Origin of the sequence: Polaribacter haliotis (assembly GCF_014784055.1) — a bacterium.
In the GTDB taxonomy this organism is placed as follows: Bacteria; Bacteroidota; Bacteroidia; order Flavobacteriales; family Flavobacteriaceae; genus Polaribacter; species Polaribacter haliotis.
Window position 1 is genome coordinate 827481 of sequence record NZ_CP061813.1, and the last position, 25402, is coordinate 852882.

The following is a 25402-nucleotide window of genomic DNA, read 5'->3' on the forward strand; positions in this document are numbered from 1 at the left end:
AATTAAAGGTTTTTTAGTGTATTAGATTTTTCTCTATAAATATTCTTAGCGACTCTACTTCTTTTCAGTAGTATAAAAATTGTATTAGGTAAGATTAAAATCCCAATAAAAATTTTGACAATTTTTCTAAAAGAACTACCTCTCACTATAAATGTACCTCTAATATTTAATAACAACTTCTTTTTAACTTGTTTTTTTGTAAAATGTTTAAAGTGAGAATAAATTTCCGAATAATGCAAAAAACGTCTCTGAAACAAACTATTTCTAGAGGATGCAAAAGTTGTTTTACGAACATTATGGTTTCTTAAACCTCCTCTACTTGCTCTTAAATGTACAATTCTTAACTGATTATTTTTAACGTTTAATGCACCACTTTTTACACAACGCAAACCCAATTCTTCGTCTTCACTTTGGAGTTGATCCATTTTTTCGTCAAAGCCACCGACTTTAATTAATAAATCTCTTTTAACCAAAACGTCGTTCGTTGGAAATCCGCTTGATAATTCTATTTTTGCAATATCTCTGTTGATATAATTTGTACCAATCTCATCTGGAATTCCACAAGATATACCTGCATTTAAATTATAAATTGTTTCTAAATGCTTTTGTAGATAATTTATAGGAATTTCTTCCATATCGTCATCTAAAAACCAAATAAACTTACTTTTTGCTGTTTGTATTCCTAGATTTCTTGCAGAACACTGCCCTATTTTTTCTATCTCTAAATAAATAATTGGTAAATCTGAAAACCCTTTTAAAAAAGTAGCATCTCTCTTTTCTTTTGGAGTTTGATCTACAATAATAATTTCATTTGGGGCAGGATTTAACTGCTGCAATTCCTTTAGTTCATTTTTTAAAACTTCGTAACGTTCTAAAGTTGCAATAACTATTGAAGTAGAAATGTCTTTATTTACTAAAATATCTTCTTCCTTAGAATGGTTGAAAACTATTAGTTCTTTCTTTTCATTTTTTGAAAATGCTTTGTAAAATGAAATTGGCGAAATTTTAAATAAGTTTGTAATGTATGTCCAAATAAAAGCTTTTGTATCAAAATTATTTCTGATAAATAATAACTCTTCTTTTAATTTTAGTGACGCTTTTTTCTCAACAATATCTTCTGATAAAATTACTGAATATCTTGTAATTACTCCAGATTTCATTGCTTTGTAACCAAAATCTAAACCTATAATATCTAAAGAATCTGAATATTTAGATAAATCGATAAAATCGAAGACACGTTTTTCTAGCAAACATCCTCTAAAAGTATTTTTCCAAGAACTGTGGTTTATTTTATGATTGATAGTTAAATGCAACATACTTGTAGGCTGAATAGCATCTAATAAATATGGTTTCTCACTTAAACCAATTTTAGACCCAATATGCCATAAATTGCCTTTTGAGTTTATCGTTTTTTCTAATTGGTTTTTGGTCGGCAAATTTCCAATAAATAAATCCCAAAATAAAATATGTGTAGCTTCTAATTTTAAAATGCTTTCTCTTGCATCCAATAAAGATTTGGTTGCATAAGAAATGGCTATTTTATGGCCAAATTCCCAATCAATATTATCTATATCATTAAAAACTACTAAAGTAATTTGCAAACTTCTATTTATTTTAAAAGTGAATTAAATATGCTAACAAATGTAAGTTTTTTATCTTTTTTTAACTCGTTTCCAAAAAATGAGTTTACCAAATCTTTTCTTTCCTTTTCCAAGTAACTGGAATCGTTTAAGTAATTTATAATTTGCTTTTCTAACTCTTCTGTATTCCTCACCAAACTTATGGCTCCACTTTTTACGATTGGTTTGTAATGATCGAATTCGTAAATCTTCTCATAATCATTAGGATAAATGTTTTCATTTGGCGGATTAAATGCAATATTTATAACTGGTTTGTTTAAAACTGCCAAATCTAAAGACACTGTAGATGCCACATTAATACCAATAGAACAATGATTCAATAAACTATTAAACAAAGAAATATCTTTTAAAGTTGGTGTTAAATGATTCAATTCCCAAAAATGGTCTGGAACACAAATATTTAGGTTCGAATCTCTTAATTTATAATAAGCTGTATTATCGTCTTTCGCGTAAATTCTTACTACTAATTGAAGATTATCATCTATTTTTCTTAATACTTTTTCTATTTCTTCAACAATTATATGCTCTTTTGGTGTGTAAAAAGCCATTCCTGTGGAATACAAAATGATTTTCTTTTCTAAAGGAATTTTCAAAAAACGATATAATTCTTCTTTAGAATCTATAAATTTTTCATTAAAGTGAAAATCGAATTGTGGTGTTCCTGTAACAAACACATTTTCTTCTTTTACGGTTGGATAAATTTTTAGTAAATCTCTTTTAATCTTATCATTCCACGTAAAATAAACATCGTAAGTCGGAATAATTCTACCTTGAGAAGTTAAATTATCCCAAGAAAATAGAAAAGTTGCCGTTTTTATTTTTAGCTTTTTAACAGCATACATTAAATTTAAAGAAATTAAATTATGAATATGAGACGTATTAAATACCAAATCTGGTTCTATCTCTAATAAAACATTCTCCAATTCTAAAACTTTTGGGTTTTTAAAATTGGCACGTTCAAACCTTTCCGTTAATTTTACTAAAGAACTTTCAGATTTATAAAAAGAGGCAATTAATTTCCTTAATTTTCTTACAATATTAGCGTTTATTGACTTTTTACTTAGTAAATCGTCTTTTACAATTTTTAAATTTCCTGTTACCGAGTTTAATTTATTCAAATGCGCAATTTGAAGAATTTTCAACAACTCATTTGCATATTTATTTTGTTGATGCTCTTCTTCTAATTCATAAAATTCATCACATTTAGCAACTAAATATTTTTTAATTTCTTCATTAGGAACCACAGAGAAAAATATGATTTTATATTCTTCTCTTAATGCATCTGTAATGCCAGAATACACAAAGTTTTTTATGGATTCTCCTCTTGGTAATATGATGATTAGTTTTTTCATTAATTAGTATTATTGTCTAAAATTAATGCTAAACTTAACCATTGCCAAATATGAAAACTAGAATCGTTATCTCCTTCTAAATAGTTTTCCCATTCTTTTTTTAATTTATCAAAATCAAACCAATTAGAAAAACTACTTTTTTCAATTTCTTTTAATTTTCCAGAAACAAAATCTTTTAAATCATTCCCCAACCACTCTCTTTGTGGAGTTTGCAAGGGTCTTTTTGGTGCGTATGTAATTGAATCACTTAAAAATTCGGAAACAATATCTCTTAATACTTTTTTCTGAATTCCGTTTTTAATTTTATATTCTAAAGGTTGTGCAAACGCAAATTCAACCAAATTATAATCTAAAAAAGGTTCTCTTAATTCTGTGCTACTTGCCATTGAAACTCTATCGTTAAAACGCAAAGCTCTTGGTATTTTTGTATAAAATAAATCTCTGTATTGTTTATTTAACAAATCGTCTTTAAATGGTTTTGGGTACTTTGGTTTTTCTGCCAATGCCAAAAATTCTTTCGATAAAACTTCTTTTTTAAAAGGCGATTTATTTACCCCTTGAATAATGTTTGCATCCTCTTTTTTAAGATAGTAATCGTAACCTGCCCATTGTTCGTCCATTCCTTGCCCATCTAACAAAACCAAAACATCCTCCTTTCTAGCTTGCTCGAAAATTTTAGCGTATGCCAAAGTTGGTATTCCCCCAAAAGGCTCATCTTGATGGAATGTTATTTTTTTGCTTAATTCTTCAACTTCATCAGACTTCAGAAGTACTTTAACTAAAGGATTTTTTGTAATCGAAATCATTTCTTCTACCCAAGTAAGTTCGTCATACCTTTTATCATCCGTATAAAACGTAAATGCTTTTATGTTTTCGCTGTATTCTTGTTCGTTTACGAATGCCAATAATGCAGAACTATCTAAGCCTCCACTCAAATTAAAACCTACAGCAACGTCTGCTCTAAAACGCAATCGAATACTTTGTTTTAAAAGATTAGAATATTTAGTTTTTACTTCTTCGTAAGAGTATTTTTCTTGGTGTTTTTTAATCTCTTGTTCAAAGAAATACCATTTTTCAATTTTTAAATTCTTGTTTGAATATTCTAAATAATGTCCTCCTGATAATTGAGAGATATCTTGCCAAAAAGTTTCATTTGGCAATCCATAACTACCAAATGCAAAATAATTTGCCCAAACTTTTCTATTAGGAGTTTTTTGAATTCCAAAAGCGTGAATTGCCTTTATTTCTGATGAAAAAATTAATTTATTGTCAATTTGAGTATAAAAGAAAGGTTTTACTCCAAAACGATCTCTGGCTGCAAATAATTTTTCTTTTTTAGCATCCCAAATCGCGAACGAGAACATTCCGTTTAATTTATGCAAACAATCTTTTCCCCATTCTAAATAAGCAGCTAATAAAACTTCTGTATCGGAATTTGTTTTAAAATTATAATTAAGTTCTTTTCTTAATTCTAAATAATTATAAATTTCTCCATTAAAAACTAATTGATATCTGTTTGAATTATCTGTAAAAGGTTGGTTTGATGTTGCTGTTAAATCGATAATTGCCAATCTATTATGTCCTAAAGCTACATTTTCTCCTTCCCAAACACCTGTATAATCTGGTCCACGATGTGTTTGAGAAAGCAGCATTTTATGAATACTATCTTTCTCTATATTTTCTCCAACAACACCAGCAATTCCACACATTTTACAACTTATTTTTAAGTGTTTCTATTAATTTTTTTGTTCTTATTTTTCTTCCCTTTCCATTCAAGTGATAACTACTGTCGTAAAACAAATCTGCATCATATAAATAGTCTGTTGGGTTTCCAACAAATGTAAGATTGGTTTCCTTTCTTAACATATTTATATCTAGTAGAAAGCGATTATCAAATTGAGATTTTTCTAAAGGCGGAAAAGTTATAATTAATTGAACGCCTTTCTGCTTACAAATAAGATTCATTTTTTGTAAAAAAGTCACAAATTTGCTACTAATTTCTTTACTTTTTAATTTTTGATATCTATTAATTTCTTCAGCTTTTATTTTTGAATCATTTATAGAGACCAAACTAATATTATCTCCTAAATAATTATAAGATTCTCTTTTATATTGTGTTGGAGCTGCTTCTTTTTTCTTTAATAAACTTATATAAAATTTTGTTGACAATCGAATTGCTTTCTTAAAAAAAGATTTCTTTTGAAATCTTGTAAAATCTTTAAAAATAGCTGGGGAATAAAAAAGCGTAGTATAAAGAAAATCGTCTCCATTTTCTTTTCCATAATAATATTCATATTCAGGAATATAAAGTATAACATCTCCTTTTGTTAGATAGTTTTTCGTTAAGTTTAAATGATATTTACTTCCTAAACTCATTGCCAAACTTGTGTTTATTACTGGCTTTAAAAACGTTTCTCCTAAAAGTTTACTATTTATACTATAAGAAGAACTGGATCCACCAGCAATAATAATTTTAGATGTATTTTTTAAAGAGTCTAGTCTATTATATTTATTTATAATTGCTGCAGGATAATCAGTTTTATCATTATAATTGGCAAAGAATGCTCCTCCAACATACACAGTAATAAGTAGTAACAAAACACTTATTTTAATAGCAATATATTTCAAAAATTTATTCATTAAAAGATAAATTATTTATGTCGTTTGCTAATTTTTTAGAAAAAAATTTTCCAGATGCTTTGTATAAATGATTGCCGTCTATAAAGGTGTAATTATTTGAATCTTCTTTATAATTTAAATACAATAAATTATTAAATCTAGTGTTAATAATTGAATCGAAATTTTCACATAATTCATTTTCAACTGCCAAAATTTCTTTATTAACTGGTATACGAACTAAAATTACTCGACCATGTTTTTTTAATAATTGTATAGTTTTATCTAACCAAAATATTCTTTTATCTGAAATTTCATATATTTTTCCATTTTCTTTATATACTTCTATCTTAGATAATGTTCGTTTTCTTAAATCGTTTTTCTCCATATTTATATTTACTTCTAACCAGCCATTTTTATGAAGCAGTAAAGTCGAATCTCTATTAAACTTATTAATTAATAGGTTAAACATAGAGTTTTTATAAGAATTAACTAAATAGTCGTAATTAGGATTCATATTAAAAAAAGTAAGCTTAGAAAGTTCTTTTTTACTTTCGATATCGTAATTTAAATTTGTTCTTTGGGAAATTGACCAAGGATCTACAGATAAAATAAATAGCCCATTAAAACTATTCTCATCTAATTTAGATTTTATGGCTTTATAATATGTTTCGCCATAAGGACTATGAAGAATTGTAAAGGCAAAATTATAAATCGAATGATTTAATATATTTTTATCTATTACTGAATTTAAAATTTGCGGTCTTATCCCTTGAGCGGCTCTTGAAGTTCCTAAAATCAAGGATTTTTGTTTTGGACTCGTAAATCTTAAATAAAAAGGGTCTGTTGTACCATCTGCTAAAAAACCTAATAAAATATAAGTTATAAGAATAGTAGTTACAAGAAATGTTATTTTAATTATAAAGTTTTTCATTCAATAATTAAATTAATAATTGAATCTACTTTTTTCGAAAAAACAGTAGATCCATTTTCATTCAAATGATCTACATTCTTAAAGTATTTATCTTCAGTAATTTTAAACATCATCCCATCTATGATTTTACTTTTTTTTAGATCTATTTTTTTTAATGTTGATTTTATAAATTTATCATATATTTCATTGGAAAATTTATAGAAATCTGGATGATATGGGGGTAATAATATAAACAATTTAATATTTTTTTCTGAACATATTTTAATTATTTCTTCTAAAAAAATTATGTTTTTTTCAATAATAGACTTTCTGGATATTTTATTCATAGGGTTACCAATTCTTTTACCTATAATATTTAAGTCGTATTTATAACTTTCTTTACTTGCTCTCCAGCCAAATAGAGAAACATTTACTTTCCTTACAATTGCATTTTCTACAAGTTCTTTAAATGAATCATTCAACAATAAAGAATTTGCAAGTATTCCTTGACTATAATTATCTAATTCATAAAAATGATAATACAATCTTTTTTCGTCGTTTGTAATTTCTTCTGTAAAAAGAGTATAGCTAGAAATGGGCAAAATTATTGCTTTTATATTATTAAAATTAGAGATATTCTTCTTCAATATAAAATAATCTGTTTCTAATTTTCTACTTTTATTAGCCACATTTATAGCCTTTTTCTTAAAATAAAAAGGGTTTAGTCCAAAAAACGTATGAGAATTTCCTAATATTAAAACTTCAACATTTTTTTCTTTCAACAAGTTATTTTTAAACGACATTACATTTATATTCTTTGGGAACACAAAGAGAACTAAAATTCCAAAAAATATTGAAATTATAGCTACGTAATAAAATAACTTTATTAAAAATAGCTTCATAAATTAAAACTGAAAATAGATAAATGAAGATTTTTCGTCTACAGAAGCATAATATAAAATCATAAATGCAAACAACATATAAAATACTATTCTGTATTTTTTGTCTAAAACAATGGCATATTCTTGCCTTCTTGAAAACCATTCCATAATTACAAATAGCAATAAAAATGGTAGCACTTTTTTATGTCGAATTATATCTGGAATAAAATTATTAAAATTAAATATATTCTGAATGTACTCAACAGCTTGTGTTAATGAAGTTGCTCTAAAAAATATCCACGCAAAAGTGGTAATTGTAAAAGTTCCTAAAATTTGAAGAATTTCTTTAAAACTCGGTAAAATAGAAGTTTCAGCAACTTCATCTAAATTTGTTCTATTTTTACCTCCTATTAATAATGGTAAGAAAAATAATGCGTTTAAACCTCCCCAAATAATAAATGTCCAATTGGCTCCATGCCAAAAACCACTCACTAAAAAGATAATAAAAACGTTTCTTATTTTAATTTTTAAACTTCCTCTAGAACCTCCTAATGGAATGTATAAATAATCTCTAAACCAAGTACTTAAAGAAATATGCCATCTTCTCCAAAACTCTGCAATGTCTCTAGAAAAATACGGATAATTAAAGTTTCTCATTAATTTGAAACCAAACAATCGCGATGTTCCAATAGCAATATCTGAATATCCAGAAAAATCGCAATAAATTTGAAATGCAAAATAAATGGCTCCCATACAAAGTGCTAAGCCAGATTCATCTTGGTAATTTTCGAAAATTCTGTTGACTAAAACTGCACAGGAATCTGCAATCACCACTTTTTTTACCAATCCCCATAAAATTAATTTCATTCCAGAAACAGCAAAATCATAATTGAATTCTCTATTTTTATAAAATTGAGGTAATAAATTGGTAGCTCTTTCAATTGGTCCTGCCACTAATTGAGGGAAAAATGCTACGAAAGAAGCAAATGCGATGAAGTTTTTAGTAGGTTCTAATTTTTCTCTATATACATCTATGGTGTAACTTAAAGTTTGAAATGTATAAAACGAGATTCCAACTGGTAAAATAATATTTAACGAGCTTGCATGCATAGTTACTCCAATAGATTCCCAAGCCTGAATCCAATTATCTATAAAAAAATTATAATATTTAAAAAAACCTAATAAGCCCAAATTAAAAACGAGACTCACAATTAGTAATCGTTTTCTTTGCTTCTTTTCAGTTGTGTTTTTTAGTTGTAAACCTAATGAATAATCTACAACTGTACTTAGTATTATGAGTGATAAAAAACGCCAATCCCACCAACCATAAAAAACATAACTAGCAATTAAAATTAAAACATTTTGTATGCTTAACTTCTTAAAAACAAACCAATACAATAGAAATACTATTGGTAGAAAGATTAAAAATTCTATGGAATTAAATAACATTTTTTAAAGTTTTTATTAAATTTCTTGTATAAATTTCTCTTGTTTTTTTCAAGGCATGATATGGGCTATCAAAAAACATTGTGTCTTCGAAAATATTTTCTTTTATATGACCAATAAATTTCGAATTAGTATTCGTTAAACTATCCAAAGTAGAAATTGCATTTTTTGTGATAAATTTTTTAGAATACACTGGAAAAGTAATGTAAAAACGAATCTCTTTTTTTTTCAAAATTAAGTCTAATGAATTAATATTATCTATGAAAGCAGTCGAAATTTTAACTTTTTCGATAATAGGATATGATCTTACTTTTTCCAGTTTATTTTTTTTATCTAAATGATATGTTAAATCTCCATATTTATTAAAATCTCTTCTCTTTATTTCTGATGGAATAGATTCGTCTTTTATAAAGCTAAAAACAGGATTAAGCATCGATTTAAATCCGCTTCTAAAAAAATTTAGTGTATTTACAGAACCCAAACTCGATATTAATTTCGGTTCTGTTAAAAATGCATTGTTTATAAAATTCGCTCCAAATTGGCCTTTTCCAGAATAATAATTAAATTCTGGTATATAAATTATAAAATCTCCTTTTCTTGCATGATTTTTTAAAAAATTTAATTGGAATTGGTATCCTGTATTGAAAACAAAACCACTATTTATAACTTTTATTTTCAACTCTTTTTCTAATAATTGAGAATCGATTGAGAAAATAGTGTTGGATCCTCCCATTATAATTAATCTATTCTCGATATTTTTATCAGTAATATTTTTGTATTTATCAATTACAAAACCAGAAAAAATATTTGAATATTTTGTTTTTAAAAGATAGTTGGAAACTTTAAATAATAGAGCGTAAATTGTAATTACAACTAATAAATATTTAGAAAACTTAATAATAAAATATTTCATTTATTTATTATTTACTAATTCTTCTGCTTTTTCCCAATCTTTTAAAGTATCTATATTTACATACCATTTTTTTGGAGATTCTATATAAGAAATGCTATTCCCGAACAAAGATTGTTGTTCTAATAAAACACTTGTTTTGGTAATATAAATACTTCCATCTCTATGAAATGCTTTGGGTAAATCTTGTCTTCGAGTAATAATATCGTTTTCGCCAGTCGCTATTTGTAAAGTTTTATCTTCTTTTTCTTCAAAAACCCAATGAGGATTGTATTCATGAGGAACTTCTTGTACAGAAAATAAAGAATCTGTATCTTTTTCTATAAATGTTTGTATTGCTTTATCTAAAAACGCAACAGTTCTAAAAGGACTTGTTGTTTGCAATAAACAAACTGCATCGAAATACATATTTTGTTTTTTATAAAACTCTAAAGCATGTAAAATAACTGGCAAAGTTGGTGAAGCGTCCAGCGCTAAATCAGCTGGTCTTTTAAAGGGAACTTCAATTCCTAAAGATTCTGCTATAGCTATTATTTCTTCGTCTTCTGAGCTTAAAATTAACGTATTTATAAATTCACTTTTTAAAGCAACTTCAGCTGTGTATGCTATTAATGGCTTTCCTCCTAATAATTTAATATTTTTACGCGGAACTCCTTTAGAGCCTCCTCTTGCAGGTATAATTCCTAATATTTTCATTAATACGTAATTGTTTTGTGAAAACTTAAAGGCGTTTTTGCTAAAATATCTGCAATTCTATCTCCAGATTTTCCATCTCCATAAATAGTTGAAGAAGTGATATTTTTGGATGAAATTCTGTTTTCTATAGCTTTTATAATTTCATTTTTATCGTAACTAGAGTTTAGTACGTTATTTCCTCTTTGCCTTCTATTTTGACGACTTCCTATATTTACAACTGGAACTCCTAAATAAGAACATTCTCGAATACCAGCACTAGAGTTACCAATTAAACATTTACTATTTATTAATAATTTTAAAAAATCCTTTGGTTCCATATTCTTGAAAAAATGGATATTTTCTGGCTTTTTAATTTCTCTAAAAGTTCTAATTCCGTTTGATGTTCCATCTGAACCAGCATCTACATTTGGCCAAAACCAAAAAGTAGGAATGCCTAATTCGTGAACCGCTTGCAATGTTTGTTCAACATCTTTTCTTGCAGATGCATATTCTGTAGTTACTGGATGTTGCATCACCACAATATAACCTTCTTCTTTCCAATTAACATCTGCTCCAACTCCACCATATTTTTCAATAGGATCGAAATCTAAATTCGGATTTTGCTTAATTTCTGAAGCTAAATCTATAGATGGACAACCCGTATTAAAAACCGTTGCTGGATTTTCGCCCATTTTTAAAACCCTTTCTTTTGCATCTTGGGAAGCTACCAAATGTAAGTCTGCTAATTTCGTATTTGCATGACGCACTTTCTCGTCGATATTTCCTGTAACTTCTCCTCCTTGAATGTGTATTAACGGAATATTTTGATAAGAAGCAGCAATACTCGTTGCAATTGTTTCAAAACGATCTGCAATGGTTACCACTGCATCTGGTTGCAATCTGTAAAAAACATTCGCTAATTCCATAACGCCTAAACCTGTCGTTTTTGCCATAGAAGTTGGGTTTTCTCCCTCTAAAACCATAAACACTTTTTCGTCGATTTTAAAACCGTCGTTTTCTATAAAATCAACCGCATTTCCATATCTACCTAACAAAGCAGAACCTGCAATTACCAATTGTAACTCTAATTCTGGGTGATTTTTTATGGCTGTTAAAGCTGTTTTTATCCTACTGTAAGATGGTCTTGCAGTTACAACTACACATATTTTTTTTATCGACATTTTATTCAGTTATATCTTCATAATTCAAAAAATCCCATTGGTTTAAATCTTTATTCAATTTTTTACCAATAATATTTTCGTATTCACTTGCCAAGATACCAAAACCTTTAGGTTTTTTAGTTTCTAAGTCAGAAAAAGTAATTACACTTCCACTTTTTAAATCTTTATTTACTGCTAACGATTTTTCGAAAATGGATTTTAATTCCTTAAAGTTTGAGTTGTCTTTTTTATCAATCGGGTTTTGTAAAGCGACTTCAATATTTCTTACAGCAGCAACTAAATTTGTGGTTTCTTCCATTGTTAAAGATGCTTTCGCATCTGGACCAAACATTTCTTTATTAAAAACGACATGAAATTCTAAAATTTCGGCACCTAAAGTTGTGGCTGCAATACAAGCTTCTATGGAAGAAGAATGGTCTGAAAAACCAACTGAAACATTATATCTTTTTTTTAATTCTTGAATTACATTTAACCCAAACTGTACTGGTTTTGTAGGATATGCAGTTGTACATTGTAATATTGAATACTCTACATTTCTCGATTTTAAAAAGGCAATTGTTTTATCTAATTCATCAAAAGAACTCATTCCAGATGATATAATTACAGGTTTTCCAGTCTGTGCAATTTTTTCTAATAACACAAAATTATTCACTTCTCCAGAACCAACTTTGTAACGTTTCACATCTACTTTTTCTAACAAATCTACTGCAGCATTACTAAATGGTGAACTCATAAATTCCAAACCAACATCATCACAATGTTTTTTTAATCCTTTCCATTGTTCTAAAGTGAATTCCATTCGTTTCCAATAGTACATTCTTGTGGCATCTTGTTTGGAAAATTTCACACGAAAAGGTTCGTGAATACTGCTTTCTGCTTCAGCAATATGTGTTTGAAATTTAATAGCATTACACCCTGTTTTCGCAACAGCATCTATATACGCATGTGCCATTCCTAAACTTCCATCATGTGCTTGTGCAATTTCTGCAATTATAAATGTCATACTAAATTGTGTATAAAAGTTTTTAGTTTTTGGAATTGATTATCGGCTGTAAAAGTGTCTAAAAAAACCTCTTTTCCTTTGCTACTTAACAAATGTAGTCTTTCTTTGTTAGAATACAAATTCACAATTTCTTCTGTCATTTCTTCTAAATCATTACACAAAACACTATTTTCCTGTGTAATTTCTTTGTAACAACTCACAGATGGTTTGGTTGCCACTAAAACTTGTTCGTAATTTAAAATTACTGGAATTCTCGTTCTTGTTCCTGTGTTGTATTCCCAAGGAACAATGTGTATGTCTTTCGGAATCATCACTTTATCTAAATTTTCTACAAATCCGAAACATGTAATTTGTGGGTCTTCTAATTTTTTTAATAAAGTGGGTGTTGCTTGTTTTAAACTTCCAATAACTTTTAAATTTACCTTTGGAATTCTTTGCTTTAAATCGGCCCAACTTACGTCTAAAAAACGTTCTAAGCCCAATCTGTTTGCTGTTGTATTCATTCCTCCAAGATGTATTATTGAAGGCGCTTTTTCTAAATTATTTTCCTCTAAAATAATTTCTTTATAAGTTGTTGGTAAATACAAGGCTTTTTTTGAAGCTATTTTTTCTATTTCTTCCTTTTCTGTAATTGAACCTGAAATACAGGCAGTGGCTTTTTTTACAATAGCTATTTCCACTCGTTTTTTTTGAAACGTATGGAACTTTTGTAAGAAATTTCTTCTCTTTCTAAGTTTTGCTAATTTGTATTCCCAATCGTGATGTGCATAAATTACTGGAACTTTTAAAGCTGAATTTGTTGCTAAAATCGCACTCCATCTCCACTCACACCAAACTAAATCGATATTATTTTCTTGGATTTTATTCTTTAAAAAATCGGAATTTTCTTTATTTATAAAATTATATTCAAATTTTGAAGGATTTGTGATTGCTTCTACAATTCTGTTTAATCCTTTGTTATGTTTTTTTGAAATAACTTTATAACTACTAATTTCTGATACAAATTTTGCAACTTCTTTATAATCTTCTTCAATATAAATTTGCTGATTCTCCCATTCTAAAACTACGATTTCTATATGAAATTCAGCTTTAAACAAGAGCTCTAAATGACTGTAATAAACAGATGCTCCACCATTTTCATTTGAAGTTATTTTACCTGCGTTTACTAAGAATAAGATTTTTTTCATAAAATATCTTTTTCAATATTTTTATACGCTTCCAAAACTTCTTTTTTAATCTTAGAATACTCTAATTTCTCTGAAATACTTTTATTTATGTTGAAGGCATTTTCTAATAAAACATTATTATTCAATGCTTTTTTAATTTTTGAAGCAATTTCCTCAACGTCTTCTGGATTTTCAATTAAAAATCCATTTACGGCATTATTTATATATTCTTCAGTTACACCTCCAGGATTCGATTGAATTGGAAATGCACCACAAATTATAGCTTCTAATAAAGTATTTGGAATTCCATCTGAAATGTTATTTCCAATGGCAATTTTAGCTTTTCCAAATTTCTCTAACAATTCGTTATGTGATATTTGTTTGTATCTCGAAGAATATTCAATGTTAATGTTATGTTTTTTATTGATTTCTTTAATTTTATCAACCACTTTATTATGGGCAGAATATACATAAATATCGAAGTTTCGAATATCCTCAACAATTATTTCTAATCCATTTAAAACAGATAATGCTCTCCCTGCCCAATGATCGTAACCTTTTATCAAAATTAATTTTCTCTCTTTTATTGTTAAAGAAAATTTTTGATATTCTTTAATTTTATAACCTCCTCCTCCAGGAAAAATTGGCATTTCATTTCCTTTAAAGTCTAGTTCTTTTGCAAGGTTAACATCTCTTTTATTATCTGTAAATAAATAGTTTACGTCCTTTAAAACATTTTTTATTTTATATTGATGGTCTTTATTATGCAGATATAAATACAAATCGCTTCCCCAAGAAAAATACGCCCAATTGAATTTAATTTTCTTTCGAACTTTTAAAAGTGGATAAGTTTCCGATTGCATTTCTAAAGAATGTACCAAATCTGGCTGAATTTCCTTGATTAAAACTTCTAACCTTTCTGATGCTGTAACACACAAATAAGGTTCTAAGAAAGCATAAAATTTAGGCAATTTTGTTTTTAAAAAATATTCTCCTTTAAATTTTGGTAATTTCCTTTTATTCCAATTTGTAGTGTAATTTGTCCACAATAAATCTTTATGTATTGGCGCATCTAAACAATCGAAAAGATAAATTTCGTGCCCAGAATCTTTCAATTGATTGATCCATCTTGTTGCATGGATATATTGCTGACAAACAAAAAGAATTTTCATAACTTAAGTTTACTTTTTATTCCATTTATGGCAAAATTAGCACCATCTACAGCAATTAACTTTTTGTCTTCTAAATTTAAAATAGATATATGATGAATCGCATCTTTTGTAATTCCCTTAGATTTATAAAAAAGGGGTTCTTTCACTGATTCCTCAATATAAGAATTTTTATTAATTGTTAAAATTTCATAAATATTTATACCAGAACCATACCCTGCTCTTCCATCTTGTGCAACTCTATAATATTTTCCGTTTTCAGCGATAATTGCTCCTGCATTTCTATTGTTCTTATTGTTTGAAGTTATTGGCGAACTTGGGTGTATAATCCATTTTTCTTTTAAACCATTACTATAAAACAGCAATAAATTAGACGTTTCTAAATCTGTTGTTATCCAATAAAACAAACTTTCTTTCTTTAAGAAAACTGTATCTACAAATTGCTTTCCTTGGAATAAAATGGTATTTAAATTCCATTTATTAGGAAATTCTGTAGCTTTGTATAAACGAACTTCATTGGCTTGATAGGTTTCAGGAATCATATAATAATCGCCATCTTCTTTAAAAATATTTGGAAAAGATTGGTGAAAAGGTTCTTCGATTATTTTTTTTTGAAAAGACCAATCTAAACCATTATTGCTTGTTGCGTAGGCTAAATCTGCATTTTTATTGAGATGTTTTTCGTTTTCATATTCAAAAAAAAGATAAAAAAGATTTTTTTCTTTTATTAAAAAAGGGTCTGCAATACTTAATTCTTTATTACTGTTTTTAAATTTTATCCAGTTTAGCTGTTCAATATAATGTGCATCTAATTCTAAAAATTCTTTTTTACTTTGAAAAACTCCAACTCGCCAATTTTGTTGATTTTCCCTGAAGAAAAAATTGAGTTTTGTCTTTTTTAAAATTTTAGGAATAAACTTATTGGAATGAGATATAGCTCTTTGTTTTAATATTCTATTTAGAATGTAATAACATAGTATAAATACGATTATCAGAATAAAAAAATAGATCAGAAAATTCTCCATAAATTATTTTTTTTCTATGACTAAATATGCATTACCAACCATAAGATCTTCAATAGGCAAGTTTTTATATTTCTTATTGAAATTAGATTTTTGTGACTCTACAAGCGTCTTATATGATTTTTTTATATTTTCTGGAAAGTTTGGATACTCAATTGGAGCTTCTAATTTTTCTTTATCTAAAAAACATGTGGAAACTATAAATTTATAATCGATATTCTTATTTTTATTTAAATAATCTATATATTCTGTAATTCTTTTCCTGTTTCCCATGCCGCGTTTATTTACCATCCACTTATATTCTATTTCTGTAAATGTTAAATAATCATACTCTTTTTTTAAATGGTGTCGAAAATAATTATAGGGTTCAAAATCTATATGATGCACCATTTTTCCTCCACTTTTAAGCAATTTTATCATTTTATGAAAGGCAGGAAAGGGATTGTAAATTTCTTGTATGACTTGATTTGAAAAAATATAATTATAAGATTCTTTTTCAAAAAAATTATTGTCAAATTTTATTTTTTCGATTCCTTTTCCAAAAAAATAATGTATTTTATTTTGTGGCAATAAATCTTCATTAAAAATATCTTTAAAAGAATATGTATTTTTATTCTTAAACATTTTTAAATAGGCTTCCTTTAACAAATTACCATTTCTTTTGGCATAAAATTTATCGAAACAAACTATTTCTTTCGCATTAGAAAACAATAATTTTATAGCAATACCAAAACTATCTCCTGGGCCAATTTCTAAGATTTTTTTATCTTTAAAATCTTCGTCTTCGATATTCCCAAAAACTTTATAATTGCTGTAAACTTTCTCTATAATCTCAACAACTTGATTAGAATTCGAATCTATAAACCTATTACCAGCAACGTGCTCTTTAGATTTTAATTTGAATTTCAACCAAACCTTAAGGTTCTTTTTTATGGAATTGTAGATAAATATTTGAGGTTTGTACATCCTTATTTTTTTTTAGAAAACAAATATTAATTAGACATGGATAAAAGAATTTCTTTCATTTTCTTTCCCCAAGAATCCCAATTTAATTCTGCTTCAAATTTATGCATAGAATTAATAACCATATTATTAATTAAAGATAAGTTATTTAATAAAATTTGAATTTTATTTGCATAATCTTCTGCATTTGAATCTAAAGGGAGAGTAAAACCATTATAATTATTTTCCACAACAGCAGAAACACCACCTGTATCTGTAGTTATTACAGGAATACCAAAAGCGCTTGCTTCACAAAAAGCAATCCCATAGCAATCTGCTCTTGTTGGTACAAACATTAAATGTGTTTGATATAATAACTCTTTAAAAGACTTTTCTTGAGTTACTATATTTTTATTTAAAAAAGGAATTATATTTACCTTTGGATGGTTAATAGCTGGTGTACAACCACAAACAGTTAAAGTTACATCATAACCTTTTTCTAATAGAATTTTCAAAGCCTCAAAAACTAATGGCCCTCCTTTTGTTTCCCAATGCCTTGCTAGAAATAAAATTTTAATAGTTGAATTATAATCTCTACTTAAAATATTTCTTTTCTGTGGTTTGTAATCTACATTAGCTCCATATTTAGTAATAAAGACATCTTTCTTCTTTAATTTATATTTTTTTATGGCATCTTTAGATGCCCATTCAGATGAAAATGTAAAATAAGTTACTTTTGATGCTGCTTTTCTTTCTATATATTTAGATTCTATTAAAGAAAATTTAAAAAAATTGAAATAACCAGGGTGATAATCTATTAATAAGTCCACAGTAGCATCATCTGACGTGCAAATTGGTATTTTAGTATTTAAAAAGGCTAAAGCTGTTGAACTTGCTGGTGCAAATAATAAATCTATTTTTTTATTTTTTAATCTTTTATTGATATACTTACTATGATACCAACTCTTTAGTATGTTTTGTTCTTTATTGTATTTTTTATTTAAAAAAAAACGAGCTAATACGTCAATTTTATTTACTATTCCACTAATAACTCTACTATTTGGAATTGGCCCTAAAACAACAACTGTTTCAAATTCTTTCTCGAGTGCTTTTAACATCCTATAATGAGTTCCTGACCAAGATGTTTTATCTCGAGGATCTAAAACAGTTATGAAGCCAATTATATTTTTATTTTTCATATATATATAAAATTATTTTAAAATATGAAGCCTAAATCTATTTTTTATAAATCTTCTTAAAAGTTTTAAAAAAGGGATTAATTTAAAATTTTTAAAATACAGTTTAAATATAAAGTTCCAATTATTATTTCTAATTTCAGATTTACTCCTTAGTAATGTCTCATGTATTAGCAAAAATTCTAATTTTTGAGATTTATTTAATAAATAAAATTTTTCTGAAATAAAATTTTTCTGAAACATTAAAGTAGCTTCTTTTTTTAAATCTAAATTATCATTCTTTCCAGAAATACTTAAGTTAGAAATTCTTATATAACATGAAGCATTGTTAATAGAAAATATTGGTTTTCCGTCTGAAAAATCTAACCAAGCTTGATCATCACTATGCCATGCTAGAGGGTAATCTATAAATTTAAATTTCTCATATGATTTTCTTGAAAAAATATGTTCAGATAAAGAACTACCAGTTAAACCTTTTATTCTTCTAAAAAAAGAGTCTATTGAATTTTCCCAAATTGGTTGGCAACTTTTATTCTCTATTAAATTTGATTGTTCCAATACATCTTTGGTTGAAAATCTAATAACATTAGTTTTATCTTTAAACTCCTTAAAAGAATTATACCAACACTCTACTACATTAGATTCTAAATAATCATCGTCTCCAAGAATCATAATCCATTCTTCATCTCCGATTAACTCTATACATCTATTCCACTGTTTTACTAAAGAAATTCCACCTAAGTTTTCATCAAATCTCTTGTATGAATAATTAAGTTTATATTTATACTCGGCTAATAATGTTTGTGGGTTTTCTAAACTAGCATCATCACCAATATAAACTTTAAATTGTTTATTTGTTTGGTTTGCTAAAGATTTTATTGTTTGTTCAAAAAAAGTTAGCTTATAATAAGGAATTACAATTGCCAACATTACATATTTGAGTTTTTAAGTTTATTCATTTTGGTTTGTACTTTTAGTATAAAAATATGTGAAATAACATTCCAAAATAAAAAATAATTAAAAAAAGATGTATTTTTTAATAATAATTTAAATGAAAAAATATTTTTATTATGCATATAATTCATCATAAATATTTCATTTTTGGTTTTATACGATAAGTCTTCTTTAAACTTACTATTAACATAATTGGTATTGTAAATATTTTGTAATTTCAAATTCCAAGCATCAATTAAATTATTGTTTTTTAAATATTTATTTTGAAAAAATATTATTTTTTCTCTATATTTATTTTCATTTTTAATTAAAGTTAGTAATTTTTTTTTCCACTCAATAAAATCTTTTGGATATTTAAATTCATCATTACTATCTGAAAAAAATCTAATACAATCTTCAGGACTATACATTAAATGAACTGGAGTTTGTTTTTTCATAGCTTCTAAAGTAGATGTAAAAGAACCTAAAGGATAGCTTTCTAAATAAATGTCTGCTATTAATTCATATTCTTTAATATTTGTAAGTACTCCTAAATATATTATCTGAGGATGTTTTATAACAAAGACATCATCTTCAGTAACTCCAATTATAAAAATTATAATTTTTTTATCACTATTTAATATATCAACAATATCTAAAAAAAAATTCTTATGATTGTTTGGTTTAAATTTATATGCGGATGCTATAGTAAGTAAAATTATAGAATCATCTGAAAGTCCTAAACTTTTTTTAACACTCTCCTTTTTTTGTCTATTTTTTTCTTCTAATTTAGAGATAGGAATAGGAAGATAAAATTGTTTTATATCAATTCCCCTTCTTACTGCGTCTAACTCTATGTTACTATTTCTAATTTGTGCAATAACGTTTGCTACTGAAACACCAACCCAAAATGTATGATCTGCATGGTTTAATAAAATAACCTTGCTTTTATAGTTTGAAAAAGCTAAATTAGGTATTATATCATATTGATGAATATGTAAAACTATTCTATCATAATTTACGCTTAAACTTCTTAGCTGAACTGCTTTTTCTACTATATTTCCATTTAAATAATAATTAGAGTTGCTTTCTAGGTTATAATGTATTAGAACTTCTTTAAAACTTTTATAATTCATTGAAGTTGATACTATGGAATGTGAATTTTCTTTATCATTTAAAATCCAATTTTTCATTAATTTTGTATGCCCTCCAGTTAAGTAAATTTCTGAGACTACATGTAAAACATTAAATTGACCTTCATTACTTTCTAATTTAAAATTATTGAATTTATTAGTAATATTAAAATTTAGTTTTGAAGAAACCTTACTTAAAAGTTGCTCCAACTTCCAGGAAGCGTAGTAACCTGTTTGATTAAAAGTAGCAAAATAGGCAATTTGTCTAATAAATTTTAAAGCAAAATTATATTGTCCTTTTTCAAAAAAAATATTTGCTAAATTTAAACAATTGTCAAAAAAAAAAGAATTTCTCTTAATTAAATCAAGCATAATCGTTCAAAATTTTAATAATTTCTTCTATCTCTTTTTGAGTCTGTACAGCACTAATTGGTAAGCTTAAAACTTCATTATGAATTTTCTCTGTAATTGGTAATTGTAAATGTGAAAATTCCTTGTAGGCTAATTGTTTATGGGGTGGAATAGGGTAATGTATTAGTGTTTGAATATTTTTATCTAATAAATACTTCTGCAATTTATCTCTTTGTTTTGTTCTTATCACAAATAAATGAAATACGTGATTCTCAATTTTATTGAATTTAGGAAGTATTAATTTATTGTTGTCAATTTTTTCTAAATAAAGTTTAGCTAATTTTTGTCTTTTTTTTATTTCTTGATTAATATATTTTAACTTCACTCTTAATACAGCCGCTTGCATCTCATCTAACCTACTATTAAAAGATTTATATTTATGAATATATTTTTCTGTTGAACCATAATTTCTTAAATAAGTGATGCATTTTGCTAACTCCTGATTATTAGTTGTAATAGCTCCTGCATCACCAAGAGCTCCAAGGTTTTTACCTGGATAAAAACTAAATCCTGCAGCATCTCCTAAATTTCCAGCTTTTTTACCTTTGTAAGAAGCGCCATGTGATTGTGCTGCATCTTCTATTACAAGTAAATTATATTTTTTAGCAACTTCTATTATAGAATCCATATCACAAACCTGTCCATATAAATGTACAGGAAGTATTGCCTTTGTTATATTTGTTATTTTTTCTTTAATTTTAACTACATCTATATTATAAGAATCTAAAGTAGGCTCGACAAAAACTGGTTTCAACCTATTTTCTGTAATCGCTAATATAGTTGCAATATATGTGTTTGCTGGGACTAATATTTCATCTCCATCTTCTAACAGACCTAATTCTTTATAAGCTCTCAATATTAATATTAATGCATCTAAACCATTTCCTACTCCAATGCAATATTCAACACCTGAAAACTTTGCAAACTCCTTCTCAAACAACTTTAATTCATTACCTAAAATATACCAACCAGAATCCAAAACTCTTTTAATTGCGAGTTCAATCTCAGGTTTATATTTTTCATTAAGCCTTTTTAAATCTAAAAATGGAATCAAAATAATATAGTTTTATCTACTTTCATATACGCCTCTCCTTCAAGTACCAATTCATTATTTTGATTAAAACAATTTGTAATTAAAATAATTCTTGCTTTTTTTATATCAACTTCCTTCACAGTCACCTTAGCAGTAATTGTTTCATCGTAATACACTGGCTTTATAAAGCTCATTGTTTGTTTTAAATAAATGCTTCCATATCCAGGAAGTTTAGTGCCCAAAACAGCACTAATGTAGGAGCCAACAAGAAACCCATGCACTATCCTTTTTTTAAATCTTGATGAAGAAGCATATTCTTTATCTAAATGAATAGGATTGATATCCAAACTAATTTCACTAAACAATTGTATATCCTTTTCAGTTATAGTTTTCGATATTGAAGCTGTATCTCCGATGGTTATTTTCATAATTTAATAAAGAGTTTTTTTAGATTTAATATGATAATTATTAAATCTATCTACTATGTCTTTAATTATTTTTTCCTTAGGTTCAATATCATTTAATACATAATCCTTAATCGTATCTAAATATTCTAAAAAACCAAATTTTTTTATTGCGTATACATTTACACTAATAGGATTTCTTGGAATATGCCTAGAAAAGGGTTTTACATTTTTCATAACAAAAGCACTTGCTGAAACCATTGAATACTGACCAATTACATTATATTGATTTATACCTGCTCCAATGCCTATATTAGCTCCTTTCATAATTCTTGTTATACCCGCAAGAACACTCATTGGTGTTATAACCACATCATCTTCTAAAATAGCGTCATGAGGTATATGCACACTTTGCATTAAATAAATATTATTACCAAGCTCTGTAATATCTGTATAACAAGGTTTTTGTATTGCTGAAAATTCTCTTATAATATTATTATCTCCAATTTTTATAAGTGCATTAGAAGAATCATATCTTGGGTTTTTAGTATCTTGTCCTGGAGAACCAATTACAACATGAGAGCCAATTATATTATTATTACCAATTAAAGTTGGGCCATCTATAACTGTATATGCTCCGATTTTATTATTATCACCTAATGTTACATTAGTCGCAATAATAGCTGTAGGATGAATATGATTCATTTAATGATTTTTGAATTTTTGAAAATTTCTTATGTAATCGCTTTTAATATAAAATTCTGAGGCCAAACATAAAAGAACCGCATTATGTGAAAAAGAGATTTCTCTCCAATATAATTCTGGAATATATAAACCTTTAGAGGGGGTATTTAAAATATAAACTTGCTCAAACCCTAACTTGTCAGTTAGTTTGAACTCTATAACACCTGAAACAGCAACAATTATTTGCTGCAAATTTTTATGAGCATGATGTCCCCTTTGTACATTATTTGGTGTAAAATACGTCCAATAAACACGTTTAATATCAAATGGCACTTGTTTCTGTGCTTCTGCAACAGAAATATAACCCAATTCACTTGAACCAATAGAATCAAACTCTATGATATATGGTTTTTTATTTTTCATAAAAATGTGATTTCCATTCAAAACCCTCGTACAAAATCCCTGGTTTTTTATTTGTATTCTTGCTCCCTAAGTTGTCTACTTCGAAAGACACAACTTCTAATGCTTCTAAAAGCACGTATTTTTGATCCTTACCAAAAATTAAATTAATTGTAAAAAAACCAGAATTTAATAAATATGCTGGTATTTGAGTATTTAATTGATAAGTCCCAACTTTTGAATCATTATTAATTAAAACTAAAGCTCCATTATGATAAATAATAACTTCGTCTTGATTTACAATTTCAACTGTACAATCTAAATTTATATTTCCTGAAAAATTTTTAAATTTTATTAAAATATCAATTCCAGAATTAATTGACAATATACTACCTTCTATTGGAGTTACAGTAATATTTTCTAATGCAATATGTTTATTCTTAATTTTTTTTATGCTCTTTTCATAACTTAATTTTTTAGATAATTCTTTATAAAAATTTAAAGAATTGTCAACAGATCCTTCAAATTTTAATTGACCATTATCCAAAACAATCGCTTTATTGCAAAGACTTCTTACAGCTGCCATATTATGACTCACAAACAAAACAGTTCTACCATCTGTTTTAGAAATATCTTGCATTTTACCAATTGCTTTCTTTTGAAACTCAATATCTCCAACAGCCAAAACTTCATCTACCACCAAAATATCTGGTTCTAAATGTGCGGCTACTGCAAAAGCCAAACGAACTTTCATTCCGCTAGAATACCTTTTTACTGGGGTATCTATATAACGTTCGCAACCAGAAAAAGACACAATTTCATCTAATTTAGAATTTATTTCTTTTTTGGTCATTCCAAGAATAGCTCCATTTAAAAAAATGTTTTCTTTCCCTGTCATTTCTGGGTGAAAACCTGTACCAACTTCTAATAAAGAGGCGATTCTTCCTTTCGATTTTATAAAACCCTCTGTAGGACCTGTAACTTTAGAAAGTATTTTTAATAATGTCGATTTTCCTGCACCATTTTTTCCTATAATTCCTAAAACCTCTCCTCTTTTTACTTCAAAATTAATGTCTTTTAAAGCCCAAACATATTCCGATTTTCCTTTTGATGACCTATCATTAGATTCTCCAATTTTTAAATACGGATCTTCTTTACCTCTAATTTTTGCTAAAAAACGATTAAAATCGTGACTAATAGTACCTGTACCAATAGTTCCTAAACGATATTGTTTGGATAGGTTTTCGACCTTTAAAATAATATCTTCTTTCATATCTAAATCGTATCTATAAAAGTTTTTTCGGTTTTATTAAAAATCAATAATCCTAAGAAAAATATTACAATGGTAAATATAGCTGTGTATGTAATTCCAAAAACAGAATAATTTCCATCATTTAAAAGCATATATCTACCAAGTTCTATAAGATGAGCTATTGGGTTAAAATCTACCACCCAAGAATAATCTGTACCTTCTTCAACATTTATTAACTTTTCTCGCATTAAATCTAAAGGGTACATTACTGCAGATAAATACATTAGCAATTGTACTCCAAAAGCAACTAAAAAAGTTAAATCTCTATATTTTGTTACCATAGAAGAAATAATCATTCCCAAACCTAAACCCATCATTCCCATTGCAATAATTAATAATGGAAAAAATAAAATATACATATTTGGCATAATTTCATATCCTGTTAAAGCATAATAAATATAAAAACAAATAAATATAAAAATCTGAATTCCAAATTTTAACAAATTGGAAACTACAATAGACATTGGCATTATTACTCTTGGAAAATATACTTTACCGAAAATGGCTTCATTTTTTTTAAAAGTGTCTGAAGTTGCTGTTAAGCATTCTTTAAAATAATTCCAAATGGTAACTCCTGCTAAATTGAATAAGAAAGGTGGAACATCTCCTGTGGAAATTCCAGCAATATTATTAAAAACTAACGTAAATATTACAGAAGTAAATAAAGGCTGAATTAGATACCACAAAGGTCCTAAAATTGTTTGTTTGTATAGAGTAACCACATCTCTTTTTACAAAAAGAATTAGTAAATCTCTATATTGCCAAACTTCTTTAAGATTTAAGTCGAATAAATTGTTTTTGGGGGATATTTCAAAAAGCCATTTATCTCGCTCCATTAATTTGTGTTAAAATTTTTAACAAATATAGTTCATTTTATTAATTTTAGAGACTTCTTTTTCAATCTTTCCAACGAAATTAATAATCATTATATGAAGAAATTAATTTAAATTTGGACGTTCCATTTCTTTTTAAAACAAAAAA

24 protein-coding genes are annotated in these 25402 nt (G+C 26.9%); all 24 read right to left on the reverse strand.

The genetic code is table 11. The features are described from left to right. Positions 1–2: 2 nt before the first annotated feature. The 24 genes from H9I45_RS03400 to H9I45_RS03515 all read right to left on the reverse strand — a co-directional run bounded on the left by H9I45_RS03400 (position 3) and on the right by H9I45_RS03515 (position 25257). Positions 3–1601 carry a glycosyltransferase family 2 protein gene (locus H9I45_RS03400; protein ID WP_088353342.1) on the reverse strand — a complete coding sequence of 533 codons (1599 nt, stop codon included), beginning with the start codon at positions 1599–1601 and terminating at the stop codon, positions 3–5. 8 nt (positions 1602–1609) lie between these two features. Beyond that, complete coding sequence (locus H9I45_RS03405; RefSeq protein WP_088353341.1) at positions 1610–2992, reverse strand: CDP-glycerol glycerophosphotransferase family protein; 1383 nt, start codon at positions 2990–2992, stop codon at positions 1610–1612. Next, entirely contained in the window at positions 2992–4701 is a 1710-nt protein-coding gene (gene asnB, locus H9I45_RS03410; protein ID WP_088353340.1) for an asparagine synthase (glutamine-hydrolyzing), read from the reverse strand. The genes H9I45_RS03405 and asnB overlap by 1 nt, the downstream gene beginning before the upstream one ends. 1 nt (position 4702) lies before the next feature. Next, entirely contained in the window at positions 4703–5632 is a 930-nt protein-coding gene (locus tag H9I45_RS03415) for a hypothetical protein (protein ID WP_088353339.1), read from the reverse strand. Further along, the gene (locus H9I45_RS03420) at positions 5625–6542 is read right to left on the reverse strand and encodes a hypothetical protein (RefSeq protein ID WP_088353338.1); all 918 of its coding nucleotides are present in this window, start codon (positions 6540–6542) and stop codon (positions 5625–5627) included. The genes H9I45_RS03415 and H9I45_RS03420 overlap by 8 nt, the downstream gene beginning before the upstream one ends. Further along, positions 6539–7303: a hypothetical protein gene (locus H9I45_RS03425; protein WP_140422735.1), complete on the reverse strand. Its 765-nt coding sequence runs from the start codon at positions 7301–7303 to the stop codon at positions 6539–6541. Before H9I45_RS03425 ends, H9I45_RS03420 begins: the two co-directional genes overlap by 4 nt. 123 nt (positions 7304–7426) lie before the next feature. Beyond that, positions 7427–8851, reverse strand: coding sequence for an MBOAT family O-acyltransferase (locus H9I45_RS03430; RefSeq protein WP_088353336.1), 1425 nt, complete (start codon positions 8849–8851; stop codon positions 7427–7429). Continuing rightward, positions 8841–9761 carry a hypothetical protein gene (locus H9I45_RS03435; RefSeq protein ID WP_088353335.1) on the reverse strand — a complete coding sequence of 307 codons (921 nt, stop codon included), beginning with the start codon at positions 9759–9761 and terminating at the stop codon, positions 8841–8843. The genes H9I45_RS03430 and H9I45_RS03435 overlap by 11 nt, the downstream gene beginning before the upstream one ends. Further along, positions 9762–10454 (reverse strand): acylneuraminate cytidylyltransferase family protein, encoded by a 693-nt coding sequence (locus H9I45_RS03440; protein ID WP_088353334.1) that lies wholly within the window; start codon positions 10452–10454, stop codon positions 9762–9764. It lies immediately after the preceding gene. Further along, positions 10454–11614: a UDP-N-acetylglucosamine 2-epimerase gene (gene neuC / locus H9I45_RS03445; protein WP_088353333.1), complete on the reverse strand. Its 1161-nt coding sequence runs from the start codon at positions 11612–11614 to the stop codon at positions 10454–10456. The genes H9I45_RS03440 and neuC overlap by 1 nt, the downstream gene beginning before the upstream one ends. Position 11615: 1 nt before the next feature. After that, positions 11616–12617 (reverse strand): N-acetylneuraminate synthase family protein, encoded by a 1002-nt coding sequence (locus H9I45_RS03450; RefSeq protein WP_088353332.1) that lies wholly within the window; start codon positions 12615–12617, stop codon positions 11616–11618. Further along, positions 12614–13804, reverse strand: coding sequence for a glycosyltransferase (locus H9I45_RS03455; protein ID WP_088353331.1), 1191 nt, complete (start codon positions 13802–13804; stop codon positions 12614–12616). The genes H9I45_RS03450 and H9I45_RS03455 overlap by 4 nt, the downstream gene beginning before the upstream one ends. Next, on the reverse strand, positions 13801–14955 hold the full coding sequence (locus H9I45_RS03460; protein WP_088353330.1) for a glycosyltransferase: 1155 nt from the start codon (positions 14953–14955) through the stop codon (positions 13801–13803). Before H9I45_RS03460 ends, H9I45_RS03455 begins: the two co-directional genes overlap by 4 nt. Continuing rightward, on the reverse strand, positions 14952–15977 hold the full coding sequence (locus H9I45_RS03465) for a glucosamine inositolphosphorylceramide transferase family protein (protein WP_088353329.1): 1026 nt from the start codon (positions 15975–15977) through the stop codon (positions 14952–14954). Before H9I45_RS03465 ends, H9I45_RS03460 begins: the two co-directional genes overlap by 4 nt. A gap of 3 nt (positions 15978–15980) precedes the next feature. Next, on the reverse strand, positions 15981–16940 hold the full coding sequence (locus tag H9I45_RS03470) for a hypothetical protein (protein ID WP_088353328.1): 960 nt from the start codon (positions 16938–16940) through the stop codon (positions 15981–15983). 26 nt (positions 16941–16966) lie between these two features. Further along, positions 16967–18115, reverse strand: a complete 1149-nt coding sequence (locus H9I45_RS03475) for a glycosyltransferase family 4 protein (protein ID WP_088353327.1) — start codon at positions 18113–18115, stop codon at positions 16967–16969. A gap of 12 nt (positions 18116–18127) precedes the next feature. Beyond that, the gene (locus H9I45_RS03480; RefSeq protein ID WP_088353326.1) at positions 18128–19042 is read right to left on the reverse strand and encodes a glycosyltransferase family A protein; all 915 of its coding nucleotides are present in this window, start codon (positions 19040–19042) and stop codon (positions 18128–18130) included. Next, on the reverse strand, positions 19042–20550 hold the full coding sequence (locus H9I45_RS03485) for a hypothetical protein (protein ID WP_088353325.1): 1509 nt from the start codon (positions 20548–20550) through the stop codon (positions 19042–19044). The genes H9I45_RS03480 and H9I45_RS03485 overlap by 1 nt, the downstream gene beginning before the upstream one ends. Then, entirely contained in the window at positions 20543–21643 is a 1101-nt protein-coding gene (locus H9I45_RS03490) for a DegT/DnrJ/EryC1/StrS family aminotransferase (RefSeq protein ID WP_088353324.1), read from the reverse strand. The genes H9I45_RS03485 and H9I45_RS03490 overlap by 8 nt, the downstream gene beginning before the upstream one ends. Continuing rightward, on the reverse strand, positions 21640–22050 hold the full coding sequence (locus tag H9I45_RS03495; RefSeq protein ID WP_088353323.1) for a MaoC family dehydratase: 411 nt from the start codon (positions 22048–22050) through the stop codon (positions 21640–21642). The genes H9I45_RS03490 and H9I45_RS03495 overlap by 4 nt, the downstream gene beginning before the upstream one ends. A gap of 3 nt (positions 22051–22053) precedes the next feature. Then, positions 22054–22731 carry an LbetaH domain-containing protein gene (locus H9I45_RS03500; RefSeq protein WP_088353322.1) on the reverse strand — a complete coding sequence of 226 codons (678 nt, stop codon included), beginning with the start codon at positions 22729–22731 and terminating at the stop codon, positions 22054–22056. Continuing rightward, the gene (locus H9I45_RS03505; RefSeq protein ID WP_088353321.1) at positions 22732–23133 is read right to left on the reverse strand and encodes a sugar 3,4-ketoisomerase; all 402 of its coding nucleotides are present in this window, start codon (positions 23131–23133) and stop codon (positions 22732–22734) included. It abuts the gene before it with no gap. Next, positions 23123–24382, reverse strand: coding sequence for an ABC transporter ATP-binding protein (locus H9I45_RS16295; protein WP_217896854.1), 1260 nt, complete (start codon positions 24380–24382; stop codon positions 23123–23125). The genes H9I45_RS03505 and H9I45_RS16295 overlap by 11 nt, the downstream gene beginning before the upstream one ends. A gap of 2 nt (positions 24383–24384) precedes the next feature. Further along, positions 24385–25257, reverse strand: a complete 873-nt coding sequence (locus tag H9I45_RS03515) for an ABC transporter permease (protein WP_088353320.1) — start codon at positions 25255–25257, stop codon at positions 24385–24387. Between the last annotated feature and the right edge of the window lie 145 nt (positions 25258–25402).